The organism is Kitasatospora sp. NPDC048722 (assembly GCF_040650235.1).
Classification (GTDB): Bacteria; Actinomycetota; Actinomycetes; order Streptomycetales; family Streptomycetaceae; genus Kitasatospora.
In genome coordinates this window covers 39,923-53,402 of sequence record NZ_JBEZGX010000008.1, presented here as the reverse complement: position 1 = coordinate 53,402, position 13,480 = coordinate 39,923, and the positions used below count along the sequence as shown (strand labels likewise).

The 13,480-nt window shown below is 71.2% G+C and carries 15 protein-coding genes; 8 read left to right on the top strand and 7 right to left on the bottom strand.

Translation table 11 applies throughout. The features are described 5' to 3' along the window. Window positions 1–94 precede the first annotated feature (94 nt). Complete coding sequence (locus AB0C76_RS08815; protein ID WP_359961814.1) at window positions 95–1,204, bottom strand: hypothetical protein; 1,110 nt, start codon at window positions 1,202–1,204, stop codon at window positions 95–97. 194 nt (window positions 1,205–1,398) lie between these two features. Between AB0C76_RS08815 and AB0C76_RS08810 the strand changes: the two genes are divergently transcribed. Then, a complete protein-coding gene (locus AB0C76_RS08810; RefSeq protein WP_359961811.1) occupies window positions 1,399–3,417 on the top strand; it encodes a transglycosylase domain-containing protein in 2,019 nt (672 codons plus the stop codon). A gap of 3 nt (window positions 3,418–3,420) precedes the next feature. Here AB0C76_RS08810 and sigJ read toward each other — a convergent pair whose 3' ends face one another. Continuing rightward, window positions 3,421–4,302 (bottom strand): RNA polymerase sigma factor SigJ, encoded by an 882-nt coding sequence (gene sigJ, locus AB0C76_RS08805; RefSeq protein WP_359961808.1) that lies wholly within the window; start codon window positions 4,300–4,302, stop codon window positions 3,421–3,423. Window positions 4,303–4,381: 79 nt separating this feature from the next. Here sigJ and AB0C76_RS08800 point away from each other — a divergent pair, with 79 nt between their 5' ends. Next, complete coding sequence (locus AB0C76_RS08800) at window positions 4,382–4,747, top strand: hypothetical protein (protein WP_359961805.1); 366 nt, start codon at window positions 4,382–4,384, stop codon at window positions 4,745–4,747. A gap of 63 nt (window positions 4,748–4,810) precedes the next feature. On the opposite strand, the gene AB0C76_RS08795 is transcribed toward AB0C76_RS08800, so the two are convergent. From AB0C76_RS08795 to AB0C76_RS08780, 4 genes are all read right to left on the bottom strand, one after another. Next, window positions 4,811–6,073 (bottom strand): hypothetical protein, encoded by a 1,263-nt coding sequence (locus tag AB0C76_RS08795; RefSeq protein WP_359961802.1) that lies wholly within the window; start codon window positions 6,071–6,073, stop codon window positions 4,811–4,813. Between the two features lie 117 nt (window positions 6,074–6,190). Next, a complete protein-coding gene (locus AB0C76_RS08790; RefSeq protein WP_359961799.1) occupies window positions 6,191–6,391 on the bottom strand; it encodes a hypothetical protein in 201 nt (66 codons plus the stop codon). Continuing rightward, window positions 6,388–6,564: a hypothetical protein gene (locus tag AB0C76_RS08785; RefSeq protein ID WP_359961796.1), complete on the bottom strand. Its 177-nt coding sequence runs from the start codon at window positions 6,562–6,564 to the stop codon at window positions 6,388–6,390. The genes AB0C76_RS08790 and AB0C76_RS08785 overlap by 4 nt, the downstream gene beginning before the upstream one ends. Then, window positions 6,561–6,926: a hypothetical protein gene (locus tag AB0C76_RS08780; protein ID WP_359961793.1), complete on the bottom strand. Its 366-nt coding sequence runs from the start codon at window positions 6,924–6,926 to the stop codon at window positions 6,561–6,563. Before AB0C76_RS08780 ends, AB0C76_RS08785 begins: the two co-directional genes overlap by 4 nt. 106 nt (window positions 6,927–7,032) lie before the next feature. Here AB0C76_RS08780 and AB0C76_RS08775 point away from each other — a divergent pair, with 106 nt between their 5' ends. The 6 genes from AB0C76_RS08775 (at window position 7,033) to AB0C76_RS08750 (ending at window position 12,893) form a co-directional block, all read left to right on the top strand. After that, window positions 7,033–7,857, top strand: a complete 825-nt coding sequence (locus AB0C76_RS08775; protein WP_359961791.1) for a helix-turn-helix transcriptional regulator — start codon at window positions 7,033–7,035, stop codon at window positions 7,855–7,857. Window positions 7,858–7,860: 3 nt separating this feature from the next. Then, complete coding sequence (locus AB0C76_RS08770) at window positions 7,861–8,070, top strand: DUF397 domain-containing protein (RefSeq protein ID WP_359961788.1); 210 nt, start codon at window positions 7,861–7,863, stop codon at window positions 8,068–8,070. 340 nt (window positions 8,071–8,410) lie between these two features. Further along, window positions 8,411–9,445: a phosphotransferase family protein gene (locus tag AB0C76_RS08765; RefSeq protein ID WP_359961785.1), complete on the top strand. Its 1,035-nt coding sequence runs from the start codon at window positions 8,411–8,413 to the stop codon at window positions 9,443–9,445. Next, the gene (locus AB0C76_RS08760) at window positions 9,445–10,656 is read left to right on the top strand and encodes an acyl-CoA dehydrogenase family protein (protein ID WP_359961783.1); all 1,212 of its coding nucleotides are present in this window, start codon (window positions 9,445–9,447) and stop codon (window positions 10,654–10,656) included. Before AB0C76_RS08765 ends, AB0C76_RS08760 begins: the two co-directional genes overlap by 1 nt. Before the next feature lie 129 nt (window positions 10,657–10,785). Then, window positions 10,786–12,057, top strand: coding sequence for an esterase (locus AB0C76_RS08755; RefSeq protein ID WP_359961780.1), 1,272 nt, complete (start codon window positions 10,786–10,788; stop codon window positions 12,055–12,057). A 248-nt stretch (window positions 12,058–12,305) separates the two neighbouring features. Beyond that, a complete protein-coding gene (locus AB0C76_RS08750) occupies window positions 12,306–12,893 on the top strand; it encodes a TetR family transcriptional regulator (RefSeq protein WP_359961777.1) in 588 nt (195 codons plus the stop codon). A 111-nt stretch (window positions 12,894–13,004) separates the two neighbouring features. On the opposite strand, the gene AB0C76_RS08745 is transcribed toward AB0C76_RS08750, so the two are convergent. Beyond that, the gene (locus tag AB0C76_RS08745; protein WP_359961774.1) at window positions 13,005–13,418 is read right to left on the bottom strand and encodes a helix-turn-helix domain-containing protein; all 414 of its coding nucleotides are present in this window, start codon (window positions 13,416–13,418) and stop codon (window positions 13,005–13,007) included. Window positions 13,419–13,480: the final 62 nt, after the last annotated feature.

The window sequence follows — 13,480 nt, the reverse complement described above, 5'->3', positions numbered from 1 at the left end:
CCCGTCGGGCGGCCGGAGCGACGGCCGGGCTGGCCGGGGCGCGGTGGGGCCGGTCGGGGCGGCGGCCTGCGTGCGCCGCGGCCGGCCGCCCCCGTCAGGCCGGGGGAAGGGCGGGCCCGGGCTGGTCGGGGCGGCGGTCGGCGGGTCGGGTCGGGGGGATGACGGGGGCGCGGAAGTCGCGGGGGCCGGTCCAGAGGGCGGGGACGGCGTCGCTGCGGCGGGCGAGTTCGTAGGCGAGGGCCTCGTAGTTGACGCGCCAGCCGTTGAAGTGGCGCCAGGCGTCCTCGACCGGGCGCTCGCGGGCGAATCCGGCGGTGGTGATCATCGCGACGGCGCCGATGTACTCGGCGTAGGTGAGGCGGATCGGGGTGGCCGGGTCCGGGTCGGGGTCGAAGTCGATGCGCAGGGCGCGCGCGATGTCGCGCATCGCGGTGAAGCCGGCGCGGATCACCAGACGGGCCTCGGGCGGGGCGGAGCGCGGACACAGGGCGAGGTGGAGGGCGGCGGCGTCCATGACCGCGATCAGGCCGACCACCCAGCTGCGGTTGGGCTGCGGGGAGCGGAAGGAGAGCAGCACGGGGTAGTTGGAGTGGCTCTCGCCGATGTCGGCGGCCAGCCGTTCCCAGTCCCGGTAGAGCTGCGGCAGGGCGGTCTCGGTGTCGACGAGGGACTGCCGGGCGAGCAGCTCCGGGCCCCACGCGGGCTCGCCGGCCCGGGACTGGAGCAGCGTCACCTCGGTCTCGCGCCGCTGGTAGGCGGCGTAGAGGGTGGGTAGGTAGGCGATCTGCAGCGCGATGACCAGCGGGCCGCTGGAGGCGGCGAGGAAGTCGATCACGGACAGGCGCAGGCGATCGCCGCTCGCGAAGCCGAGGGTGAAGAGGCTGGATCCGGCTTCGCGGAAGGAGACCGACCAGTCGAGGTCCGACGTGCCGTGCAGCAGCAGCGTGTACGCGAGCAGCATCCCGCTGAGCCACACCCCGAGCATGCCCAGCAGCACGAGCGGCGCGAGCCAGGTCAGCGCCCGGTCCTGCGCCCGGTAGGTGCCGAAGGGTGCGGCCCAGATGCGCAGCAGCAGCCGGAGCGCGGCCCAGAGCCGGAAGACCAGCGCCGAGTACAGGCCGCGGGGTACGACGAGCGTGCGCAGGATGCTGCCGATGACGAGCAGGAGCACGAGCACGCCGGCCACGGTGTGGATCAACCTCATGCGGTCATTCTGGCGGGTCGTCCAGTTCAGGCGCGGTGCCGGGCGCCGACGGCGGCGGTTCGGCGGTGGTTCAACGTGAGCGGTCGTGTGCGGTATGAACATGATCACACCGGTTTGATGCCGCCCGCGACGGGTCCCGGCGGCGTATGTCCGTTCGAGGGGACTGTACCCACCGACGGATCGGAGACCGGACTGTGCGTTTGCACCGGGGTGAGGGCGATGGCGATGGCGGGGGCGACGAGGAGAGGCCCGGGCGCCGGCGACGGCGTCCGTCCCGGCGGCTCGACTACCCGCGCCGGGGCCGGCGCGGGATCCGCCGCTGGCTGCCGTCGTGGCGGCAGCTGCTCCTGCTCTCCGGCACCGGGGCGGCGGCGCTGACGGCGGTGGCGGCCTGGCTCTACGCGACCACCGAGGTGCCCGAGGACCTGAACGCCTTCGCCACCCAGCAGAACAACGTCTACTACTGGGCGGACGGCACCGAGATGGCCCGGATCGGCGAGACCAACCGTCAGGAGGTGCCGCTCGACCGGGTGCCGGAACCGGTGCAGTGGGCGGTGCTGTCCGCGGAGAACGAGACCTTCTACTCGGATCCCGGGATCTCGCTCTCGGGCATCGGCCGGGCGGTCGTCGCGATGGCCACCGGCGGCGACACCCAGGGCGGCTCGACCATCACCCAGCAGTACGTCAAGAACAGCTACCTGAACCAGCGTCAGGCCATGTCCCGCAAGCTCCGCGAGGCCGTCATCGCGATCAAGCTCGACCAGCGGATGACCAAGCGGGACATCCTGGCCGGCTACCTGAACACCAGCTGGTTCGGGCGCGGCAGCTACGGCATCGAACGGGCCGCCGCCGCGTACTACGGCAAGGACGTCTCCCAGCTGAACCCGAGCGAGGGGGCCTTCCTGGCAGCCCTGTTGAAGGGCGCCGGGCAGTTCGATCCGGCGCTCGGCGAGGAGAACCGCGAGCGCGCCGAGGACCGGTGGGCCTGGATCCTCGACCGCATGGTGAAGGCCGGCAAGCTGTCCGCCGCCGAGCGCGCCGGTTACACGGTGCTCCCGGAACCCCGACCCCAGCCGAAGGCGGCGGGGCTGAGCGGCCAGGTCGGCTACCTGGTGGACATGGCCAGGGCCTACGTGGAGGGCCACAGCGACATCACCCCCGCCCAGTTCGACCTCGGCGGCCACCAGATCTTCACCACCTTCGAGAAGCCGCGGGTCACCGCCCTGGCAGCGGCCGTGCAGGAGGCCACCAAGGGGATCGACCCGAACGCCCGCGAGGCCGACAAGCTGGTGAAGGTCGGCGCCGCGTCGGTGACCCCGGACGGTCGGATGGTCGCGCTGTACGGCGGCCCGGACTACCTGAAGCAGGGTTACGACAACGCCAACACCTCGTCGGTGCCGATGGGCTCGGCCTTCGCCCCGCTGGTGTACGCGGCAGGGCTCGGCCAGGGCGTGCAGCGCCAGCGCGGCGGCGCCCGTACGCCGGTGGCGCCGAGCACCGTCTACAACGGCGATCACGGGGTGAACCTGACGACCCCGGAGGGCCCGTACTGGGGGCGCGACGGGAAGAGCGCCAAGACCGCCAACGACGGCGGGCGCAGCTGGGGACCGGTGAGCCTGCGGAGCGCGATCGAGCAGTCCGTCAACGGACCGATGGCCCAGCTCGCCATGGACGTCGGCCTGGACCGGGTCCAGCAGACCGCCACGGACCTGGGCCTCCTCCCGGGCAGCATGGGCGAGCTCGTGCCGGCCTTCGGCGTCGGCAACTCCACGCCGAGCGCGATCAGGGCCGCGGGCGCGTACGCCGCCTTCGCGGCGAAGGGCAGCCACACCGACCCCTACTCGGTGCTGCGGATCACCCGCAACGGCGAGCCGCTCGCGCTGCGGCTGCCGGCGGCCGTCCAGGCGCTGAGCGCGGCTGTGGCGGAGGAGGTCGACGCGGCGCTCAAGGGCGCGGTCCGCGGCGGCAGCGCGCAGGCGGCGGAGGAGGCCGGCCCGGACGCGGCGGCGAAGCCCGGTACCACCGTGGACCGTACGGCGGGGTGGTTCGTCGGCTACAACGCACGGGTGTCGACGGCGGTGACGGTGTTCCGGGCGGACCTGAAGGACATGAAGCTGCTCTCCCTGGAGGGCCTCGGCGGGGCCGCCCCGGACACTCCGGACTCGGAGCTGCCGGCGCGGATCTGGACCTCGTTCATGAAGGCGGCCGGGTAGGGCTCAACGCGTCCAGGGCTGGAGCTTCTCCGGGTTGCGGACCGCCCAGATCCGGGTGACCCGGCCGTCGGCGACGTCGAACGACGCCACCGTCATGACGACCCCGGCGCGCCGGGCCACCAGGCCCGGCGCGCCGTTGACCGACCGCTCCAGGAGCTCCAGCCCCGGCGCCTGGTCGGTGACGGCGAGCATGTACCGGGCGATCCGCGTGCCGCCCTCGACCGGGTGCAGGACGGCGCCGACCAGCCCGCCGCCGTCGGCGGTCATCACGGCGGCGGGGTCGAGCACGGCGACGAGGGCGGCGACGTCCTTGTTCTCCCAGGCTTCTTTGAGGCGCCGTACGGTGTCGGCCTGCCCGGTGGCCGTTGCGGGGGCGGGCGCTGCGCTCACCCGCCGCCGGGCGGAGGACGCCAGCTGCTTGCAGGCCGCCGGGGTGCGGCCGAGGACGCCGGCGATCTCGGCGAAGGGGTAGCGGAAGACGTCGTGCAGGACGAACGCCACCCGTTCGGCGGGCGTCATCGACTCCAGGACGACGAGGAAGGCCATCGCCACCGACTCGTCGAGGACCACCTGGTCGGCGAGGCTCTCCTGGCCGCCGTCCCGCTCGCAGCGGTCGGGCAGCGGCTCCGGCAGCCAGGCGCCGACGTACCGCTCACGGCGGGCCCGCGCCGAGCCGAGCACGTCCAGGCAGATGCGGCCGGTCACCGTCGTCAGCCACGCGCCGGGGGACACGATCTCCTCGCGCCGGTTTCCTGGCAGCGCGTACCAGCGGGCGTAGGCCTCCTGGACGGCGTCCTCGGACTCGGCGAGGGAGCCGAGCAAGCGGTAGGCGATGTTGACCAGTCGGCGCCGCTCGCCGGCTATGCCGTCCTTCGCCGATCCCATGCCCGACCGCCTCTCGCCTTACCTTTCGCGGGCCCGCGTCGTCGGGCTGGTGAGACCTTACAGAAGAGAGGACCGAGACATGGCGACGCAGACGACTCCCGTGCCGCGCGCTTTCCCGTTCGTGCGGGCCGCGATCACGCTCCAGACCCTGACGATCTTCCTGCAGGCCGTCTCCGCCGGGCTGCTGCTGACCACGTCCTACGGACAGACGCTGCACAGCGTCGGCGCCCGGGTGATGTACGGGGCGTCGATGCTCTACGTGCTGGCGGCGGTGCTGGCCTGGAAGCCGGGCGGCGGCCCGGTGCGGCCGGTCTGGGAGGCGTCGGGCTTCCTGGTCCTCGCGTCCGTCCAGGTCGTGCTCGGCGTCGCGCACGTGCCGTCGGTCCACCTGCCGTTGGGCGTGGCGATGTTCGGGCTGAGCGTGCTGGCGCTGGCGCGGCGGTGACGTCGGGCCCCGGGCGGGCGAGAAGTCGGTGGGGCCGACTTCTCGCTCGCCCCGAGGGGCCGGTCACTTCACGAGGCGGGACCAGTCGGCCGGTTGTCCGGGGTCGAGCTGCCGGAGCTTGTCGAGGACCTTCGGGTCCTGGGCGTCGAGCCAGTCGGCGACCTGGCGGAAGGAGACGCAACGGACGCCCTCGCGCCGGCACACGCTCTTGATCACGTCCTCGACGGCCTGCATGTAGATGCCGCCGTTCCAGGTCTCGAAGTGGTTCCCGATGAAGAGCGGGGCCCGGCTTCCGTTGTAGACGCGCTCGAAGCCGGCGAGGTAGCTGTCCCGGGCCTCCTTCTCCCAGGCCGGGTACTTGGACGGGTCGCCCTTGGTGCTGTCCCCGGACTGGCCGGCGAGGAAGTTGAAGTCCATGGAGAGGCCCTGCGAGGACCTCGCGGGGAACGGCAGCAGCTGAAGCGGAAAGTTCCAGATGCCCTCCTTCTTGATCGGCCAGACCTGGAACTCGCCCCGGGAGCTGGCGTCGTAGCGGAATCCGGTGGCCTTCTCGGCCACGAGCAGGTTTCTCTGTCCCTCCAGGCAGGGGGCGCGACCGCCGACCAACTCCTTGGTGTAGTCGAAGGGGAGGGGCGGGAGGTCCTTGAAGCCGGTGTTGGTCTTCCAGTTGGTGACGAAGGAGACGGACTGGTCGAGCTCGCTCTTCCACTCGTCGGAGGTCCAGTCGCCGCCGCCGTTCGGGCCGCAGAAGTGGCCGTTGAAGTGGGTGCCGATCTCGTTGCCGTCCAGCCATGCGAGGCGCAGTTGTTCGAGGGTGTCCTTGACGTGGGCGTCGGTGGCGAAGTCGATCGAGGCGGAGCCGGGGTCGTGCCGGGGCGGCTGGTAGAGGGTGCGCTTGGACTTGGGGAGGGTGTAGATGCCGGTGAGGAAGTAGGTCATCTGGGCGTTGTTCTCCTCGCCGAGCTTCCGGAAGCGGGAGAACAGGTGGTCGTCGCCTTCGAGGGCGCCGTCCCAGGAGAAGACGACGAACTGCGGGGGCTTCTCGCCGGGTTTGAGCCTCTCCGGGGTGGGCTGCTTCGGCTGGGGCCCGGTGTAGGACGTCGAGCCGTCCCCGAGGATCTTGACCTGCCCGTCCCAGGTGGGAGTCGGGGTGGGGGAGGGGGACGGGCTCTCGGTGGTCGGGGCCGGGGTCGGGGTGGGGCTCTCGGCAGGAGTCGTGCCGGTGGCGGTGGGTCTGCCCCGGGAGTCGAGCCCTCCCGCAGCCAGGACGAGAGCCGCGAGGACCCCCACCGCCAGCAGACCGGTCGTGCCGCGAGAGACCCGCACCGTACCTCCGGGAATAGATCGACAGTTCGATCATCAGAACACTTTGATCGATGCCTGTCGAGGCTGGAGCGGCGTGGGTGAAGGAGTTGAACCACCGGGCAAATCACGGACGTTGAACTATGCCGGACGATCGCTCAGGAGCTCGTGCCGGACATAGGCCTGGGCGGAGGCGCGGGTGTAGAAGCGCCGGATCCGGTCCGAGGAGCCCGGCGCACGGAGGTACTCGCGGCGGGTGTGGTCCCAGATGCCCCAGCATTCGAGGAGGAGGAAGTGGGGGCTGCGGGAGTCGATGAGGCGGATCTCGTAGGTGTCGGTCACGGGGTTTCGTTTCTGTGCACCCAGGTCAGGGCCCGGTCGTAGGAGTAGAAGCGGAGGGGCTCGGGCCGGGGCGGGAGGGCACGGACGAGGCGGCGGGTGCGGTGGCTGTAGATGACCCAGGTCGGGTAGGCGGTGTTGGCGGCGCGGACGATGGTGAAGCGGCGGGCGGTCACCGGCGGGAGACCTGGACGAAGCCGCCGGCCTTCTCCACCTGCCGGGAGAACTCGTGGAACTCGCCGTCGATGGGAGAGATCGTGGCCTTGCTGGGGACCAGCAGCGCGCCGGATCGGGCGGCGCGGATGTGCTGGAGGGCGATCTGGAGGTTCGGCCGGGAGTCCGGGGGCGCGTTGAGGTCGTCGTCGATGACGGTGAGGCGGACGCCCCAGTTGAAGGCGAGGGCGTACTCCTCGCAGCTGCGCATTTCGAGCTCGGGGAAGGTGGGGCCGGTCTTGGCCAGGTAGATCACCGCCTGGAGGCGCTCGAGGGCCTCAACTCCGGAGGCGTGAAGGGTGTGTGGGGGCTTGCGGCTGTTCAAGGTCCGCTCCTCTCCGTGGTGGAACGACTACCGACAGCGCCCACTGTCGTCTACGCTGGGGAACCGTTCAACTTGTCTGCGTATCAAGTGGAATTGAGCGTGACCCGTGAACCGTAGGAATCTTGACCCGACGTCATCCCCTCGCGAAGCCTTCGGTGCGCTACTTCGCAGCTCACGCGAGGCGATTGGCTGGACCCAGGAAGACCTGGCCCAGGCCATGGGGTACTCGGACAGCTACATCTCGGCCGTGGAAACGGGCCGCAAATCCACCAGTCGTGACTTCGTCAGGGCGGCCGACCAGGCGCTCGGGACGGGCCAGACGCTGGAGTTGATGTGGGTCGGGATGAGGAGGAAGGGCTTCCTGGAGGGCTTTCCGGAGCATGCTGCGCAGGAGGCGCGTGCGTCGGAGATCAGGATCTATGAACCGAATCTCATCCCTGGGCTGCTCCAGACCAAGGCCTATGCTTCCGCGATCGAAGCGGCCGCGGTGCAGCGAGGAAGCAGTACGCCGGACCAGGCTGACGAGCGAGTGAAGTTCCTCGTCACGCGGCAGAGGCTGCTCAAGCGTGCCGCGCCGCCAGTCATCCACGCGGTGATAGATGAGAGTGGCCTCTATCGCCAGGTGGGTGGCGCGGCGACGATGCGTGCGCAGCTTGATCACCTGGCCGAGATGGCTGCGAAGCCTTACGTGATCTTCCAGGTGGCCCCGTTCAGCTTGGCCGAGCATGCTCCGTTCTGGTCCTTCGTCACTCTGCTGACTTTTGCCGACCGCTCTGTGGTCGGCTACACGGAATCTGCGGATCACGGCTTCGTCGTGCGGGAAGACGGGACTGTCAGGGCATGGGAAAGGGCCTACGATCGGTTGCAGGTGGAAGCGCTGACCAGTGCAGCGACCCTTGAGCTGATTCGCAAGGCCCGAAAGGAACTTTGACCCATGACCCGCCCAGACCTCTCCTGCGCTTCCTGGTTCAAGTCGTCGCACTCCGGTAACGGCGGTTCATGTGTAGAGGTCTCGCCTGATTTCCCCGGCACTGTTCCCGTCCGCGACTCGAAGGACCCGGAAGGGCCCGTCCTGCTCTTCCCCTCCGACGCCTGGCGATCCTTCATCGCCGCAACTGCCGCCGGTGAGTTCGGCTCCATCTGACGCCCACCCACGGCTCTGTCAATCCATCGGCCAGGAGCTGGCCGGGGTGTCCAGCCATGTCTGGTGACCCTCGGGCGTGACGGTGAGTCCGAATCGCTGCGGCCCGGGTCGGCCATCGGCGGTCCACCACCCGGTAGGCCGCCTCGATCTCTTCCGCAGGTGGCGGAGGTGGCTGCGTGCAGCCTCCGGGGCCTGATATCGCGGATTTCCTCCTCGGGGTGACCGTGCCCCGGACCGGTCCGGTCCGGGGCACGTGTCATTGACAGGGGGATCGGCGGGATGAATGCTAAGCAAGCGCTTAGTCAACGCGATGGAACCGACGCCACCCAGGAGCCGCCCGATGCCCGAGACGACCCCCGCCGATCCGCCCGGGCTGGACCTGGGGCGCCTGCGGGCCCACCTGGACCGTGAGCTGCCCGGCCTCGTCCAGGGCCCTCTCGGCGCCGAGCTCATCGAGGGCGGGCGCTCCAACCTCACCTACGTCCTCGCGGACGGCACCACGAGGTGGGTCCTCCGCCGGCCGCCCCTCGGGCACGTCCTCGCCACCGCTCACGACATGGGCCGCGAGTACCGCGTCATGACCGCCCTCCGGGACACCGACGTCCCCGTCCCGCGCACGCTCCACCACGACCCCACCCCGGACGTGCTCGGCGCCCCCTGGTACCTCATGGAGTACGTCCCCGGCATCGCCCACCGTGACGCCGCCCCTCTCGTCGCCCTCGGCGAGGACCGCGTCCGCGCCCTCGGTCGCCGCCTCGTCTCGACCCTCGCCGCCCTCCACCGGATCGACCCGGCCGCCGTCGGGCTCGACGACTTCGGGCACCCGGACGGCTACCTCGAACGCCAGCTGCGCCGCTGGTCGAAGCAGCTCGCCGCCTCCCGCAGCCGGGACCTCCCCGAGCTCGACAGGCTCCACGACCTCCTCTCCGCGCGCCGCCCCGAGTCGCCCGCCCCCGCGCTCGTCCACGGGGACTACCGGCTGGACAACGTGCTGGTGGACGCGGACGACACGATCGCCGCCGTGCTCGACTGGGAGATGTCCACCCTCGGCGACCCCCTCACCGACATCGGCCTCCTGGTGATGTACACGGAGGTCGCCGGCGTCGGCGGCGGCATCATCCCGGCCGCCATGACCGCACCGGGCTTCCCCTCCAGCAAGGAAATGGTCGCCCACTACGCGGAATTGACCGGCCGCCAGGCCTCGGACCTCGAATGGTACGTCGCCTTCGCCGCCTTCAAGCTCGCCGTCGTCGCCGAGGGCATCCACTACCGCTTCCAGCAGGGCGGCACCCTCGGCGCCGGCTTCGAGCGGGCCGGCGAGATGGCCCCGATCCTCGCCCGGTACGGTCTGACCACCCTGAAGGAAGCAGCCTGATGGACTTCGCCTACGACGCCCGCACGAACCAGCTCCGCGAGCAGCTGCTCGCCTTCATGGACGAGCACGTGTACCCCGCCGAGCCCGTCCTCGAAGAGCAGCTCGCCGACCCCGCCCGCCCCGCCTGGAGCGTTCCGCCGGTCGTCGCGGACCTCCAGGCCGAGGCCCGCAAGCAGGGCCTGTGGAACCTCTTCCTCCCCGGCGACGAGGGCGCCGGCCTCACCAACCTCCAGTACGCCCCGCTCGCCGAGATCACCGGCCGCAGCCCCCAGCTGGCCCCGCCCGCGTTCAACTGCGCGGCCCCCGACACCGGCAACATGGAGCTGCTCGCCCAGTTCGGCAGCCCCGAGCAGCGCGAGCGCTGGCTGCGGCCCCTCCTCGACGGGGAGATCCGCTCCGCCTTCGCGATGACCGAGCCCGAGGTCGCCTCCTCCGACGCCACCAACATCGCCACCCGCATCGAGCGCGACGGCGACGAGTACGTGGTCAACGGCCGCAAGTGGTACATCACCGGCGCGATGAACCCGCAGTGCCGGATCCTCATCGTGATGGGCAAGACGGACCCCGGTGCGGCCAAGCACCGGCAGCAGAGCATGATCCTCGTGCCGCGTGACACCCCCGGCGTCACCGTCAAGCGGGGCATGAAGGTGTTCGGCTACGACGACTCCGACCACGGCGGCCACGCCGAGGTGCTGTTCGAGGACGTCCGCGTCCCCGCCGCGAACCTGATCGGCGAGGAGGGCGCGGGCTTCGCGATCGCCCAGGCCCGCCTCGGCCCCGGTCGCATCCACCACTGCATGCGCGCCATCGGCATCGCCGAGCGCGCACTGGAGCTCATGTGCCGCCGGTCCGTCGACCGCGCCGCGTTCGGCCGGCCGCTCGCCGACCAGGGCGTCGTGCAGGACTGGATCGCCGAATCCCGGGTCCGCATCGAGCAGTTGCGGCTGCTCGTGCTCAAGACCGCCTGGCTGATGGACACCGTCGGCAACCGCGGCGCGCACACCGAGATCCAGGCCATCAAGATCGCCACCCCGATCACCGTCGAGTGGATCCTCGACAAGGCCGTCCAGGCCCACGGCGCCGCCGGCGTCAGTCAGGACACGCCGCTCGCCCAGCTGTGGGCCGGCAACCGCACGCTGCGCCTGGCCGACGGACCGGACGAGGTGCACAAGCGCTCGCTGGCGCGCCGGGAGCTGAAGAAGTACCTGTAGCGCCGAACGCCGTCATACCGGGGTACTACGGGGGGACTTGGCACCCCGGTATGACGGTTTCCGCCCCTCCTCGCCCGTACCGTCGCTCGTGTTGAAGGCGAAGGCGGAACCGAACGAGGAGGAACGGCGATGAGCAGGCGAGGACGGGCCGTGGCGGCGGTGCTGCTGGCGGCGACGGCGACGTTGGGCGCGGTCGGCGCACCGGGCGCGGTGGCGGCACCGAACGACGGGGCTGCGCAGCAGGCCAGGGCCTGGCTGCCGCAGCCCACCGGGCCGTACCCGGTCGGCACGACGTCCCTGCAGCTCACGGACGACCGCCGGGACGACCCCTGGAAGCCCGGTCAGCACCGCAAGCTGATGATCAGCTTCTGGTACCCGACCACGCGGCCCGCCGTCGGCTCCGACCGCGCGCCGTACATGGTCCCCGCCGCCGCCGACCACTTCGGCAACGCCGGGAGCGTCGGCCAGAGCGACAACGGCTTCGAGCCCGGCCGCACCGACTGGGCCGGTATCCGCACCCACGCCCGCGCCGACGCGCCCGCCCTCCCGGGCGGAAAGCGGCCCGTCGTGCTGTACTCGGCGGGCTTCGGCGACCCGCGCACGTGGGGCACCGGCCTGGTCGAGGACCTCGCCTCGCGCGGCTACGTCGTCGTCACGGTGGACCACACCTACGACGCGTCCGAGGTCGCCTTCCCCGACGGCGACCTCGCCACCTCCGTCTTCCCCGCGCTGATGGCCCAGCCCGGCCTCGACATCGGCGCCCTCCTGCGCAAGACGCTGCAGACCCGGGTCGACGACACCCGCTTCGTGCTGGACCAGCTGGCCGGGCTGCGCCACGACAAACAGCTGCCGGCCGGCCTCGCCGGCTCCCTCGACCTCGACCGGATCGGCATGGTCGGCCACTCCGGGGGCGGCTCCACGGCCCTCCAGACCATGCACGACGACCCCCGCCTCAAGGTCGGCGTCAACCTCGACGGCCAGCTGCACTTCCCCGGCCCGGACGGCACGGGCGTCCACCTGCCCACCGTCGCCGAGGACGGCCTGACCCGCCCGTTCCTGCTCATGGGCACCCAGAACCCGGACTCCGGCAGCTACCACCGGCAGCCCGGCTGGGACGCCCTGTGGCAGCACAGCACCGGCTGGCACGCCGACGTCACCCTCACCGGCTCGCGCCACGGCTCCTACACGGACGCGCAGTCCCTGCTGCCCCAGCTCGCCCGCCAGGGTGCGATCAGCCAGGCGCAGCTGACCGACGACGTCGGCGACGTCCGCCCGGACCGCGCGGTGCTGGCCACCCGCTCCTACGTCGCCTCGTTCTTCGACCGCTGGCTGCGCGGCCACGACGACCACCTCCTGGACGGCCCGTCGCCGCGCTTCCCCGAGATGGTCTACGAGCGGTAGCGCCGTGACAGGCCTCGACGCCGGGTCGTCCGATCGGGCGTCGAGGCCGGTCGCGCCGCCTCGGCGGACCTCTGCCGGAGCTCTGGCGGAGGTCGAGGAGCGACAGTGCTCGGAGGCGGGGGAGGTGCCGGGCCTGGTGCCGCCGGGCTTTGATTTCATTGCACGATGAAACTAGTTTCAGCGTATGATGAAACTGTCGCGAGCGGCAAGGGAGGTCCCCTTCGGCCCGGCGTGGAGGGTGATGTGTCGTGAGTGTGCGAGGTCCCCGCGGGGAACGCGGCGAGCAGGCGGACAGGATCGTCGCCGCTGCTCGCAGGTCCTTCGCCGCCAGCGGCTACGCCGCGACCTCACTGCGGTCGGTCGCCCAGGAGGCAGGTGTGGACCCCGGGCTGGTGCACTACTACTTCCGCAGCAAGACCGGGCTGCTCGAAGCCGTCATGCAACCCCCCGAGGGGTTCGGGGCATCCGTTGCCGAAGCGGCGCAGCACCCCCTGGACGAGCGGGGGCGCGCGTTCGTGCGCGCCAATCTCCGCATGTGGGAGGACCCGGTCTCCGCCGAGGTCCTGCGGTCCATCATCCTGACCGCGGCCCAGGAACCCGCCGCGATGCAACGCCTGCGGGAGCTGTTCTCCGAACTCGTCCTGGCCGTCGTCTCCCACGGCCTGCCCGATGCCGAGCGCGCCCTGCGCGCCAGCCTCATCGCCACCCAGGTCGTCGGCCTGGTGATGAACCGTTACATCTGGCAGGTCGGCGAAATCGCGACCCTCCCCGCCGACGCCGTCACCGACCTCGTCGCCCCCACCATCCAGCGCTACCTCGTCGATCCCCTGCCGTGAACCCCGGGCCATGACCCATCCGACGGGGAACGTCACCGGTCCGCAGGTCGGCCGGCGGACCGGTGACGTTCGTCCGGGCAGGCACGGGCCTCGTCGAGGGCCCGTCCGCTCCTACCGGATCTCCGAGCCGGGATTGGCGGCGTCCCACTCCTCCCGCGAGGAGACGATCGCGTCGTGGTGGTCGTAGGACCAGTCCGCCATCGCCCGCACCAGGTGGGTCAGGCTGTGGCCGAGGGGCGTCAGCTCGTACTCCACCTGCGGCGGGACGGTCGGGTGGACGGTCCGCGAGACGATCCCGTCGCGCTCCAGGCGGCGCACCGTCAGCGTCAGCATCCGCTGGGAGATGTCCGGCAGTGCGCGCTGCAGTTCGCGGAACCGCCGTACGCCTTGGGCGAGTTCGACGATCGTCAGGACGGACCACTTGTCGCCGAGGCGGTCCAGCAGGTCGCGGATCCCGCAGTCCACGCCGTCCTCGCACCAGACCACGGGACGGGGGGCGGTTACCGCGGTGTGCCCTACTGACATGGAAGTGCCTCCTTACGCCGAGCGGCCAGGCTATCGAGGATGGTCGCGAAGCCAACGCCGAT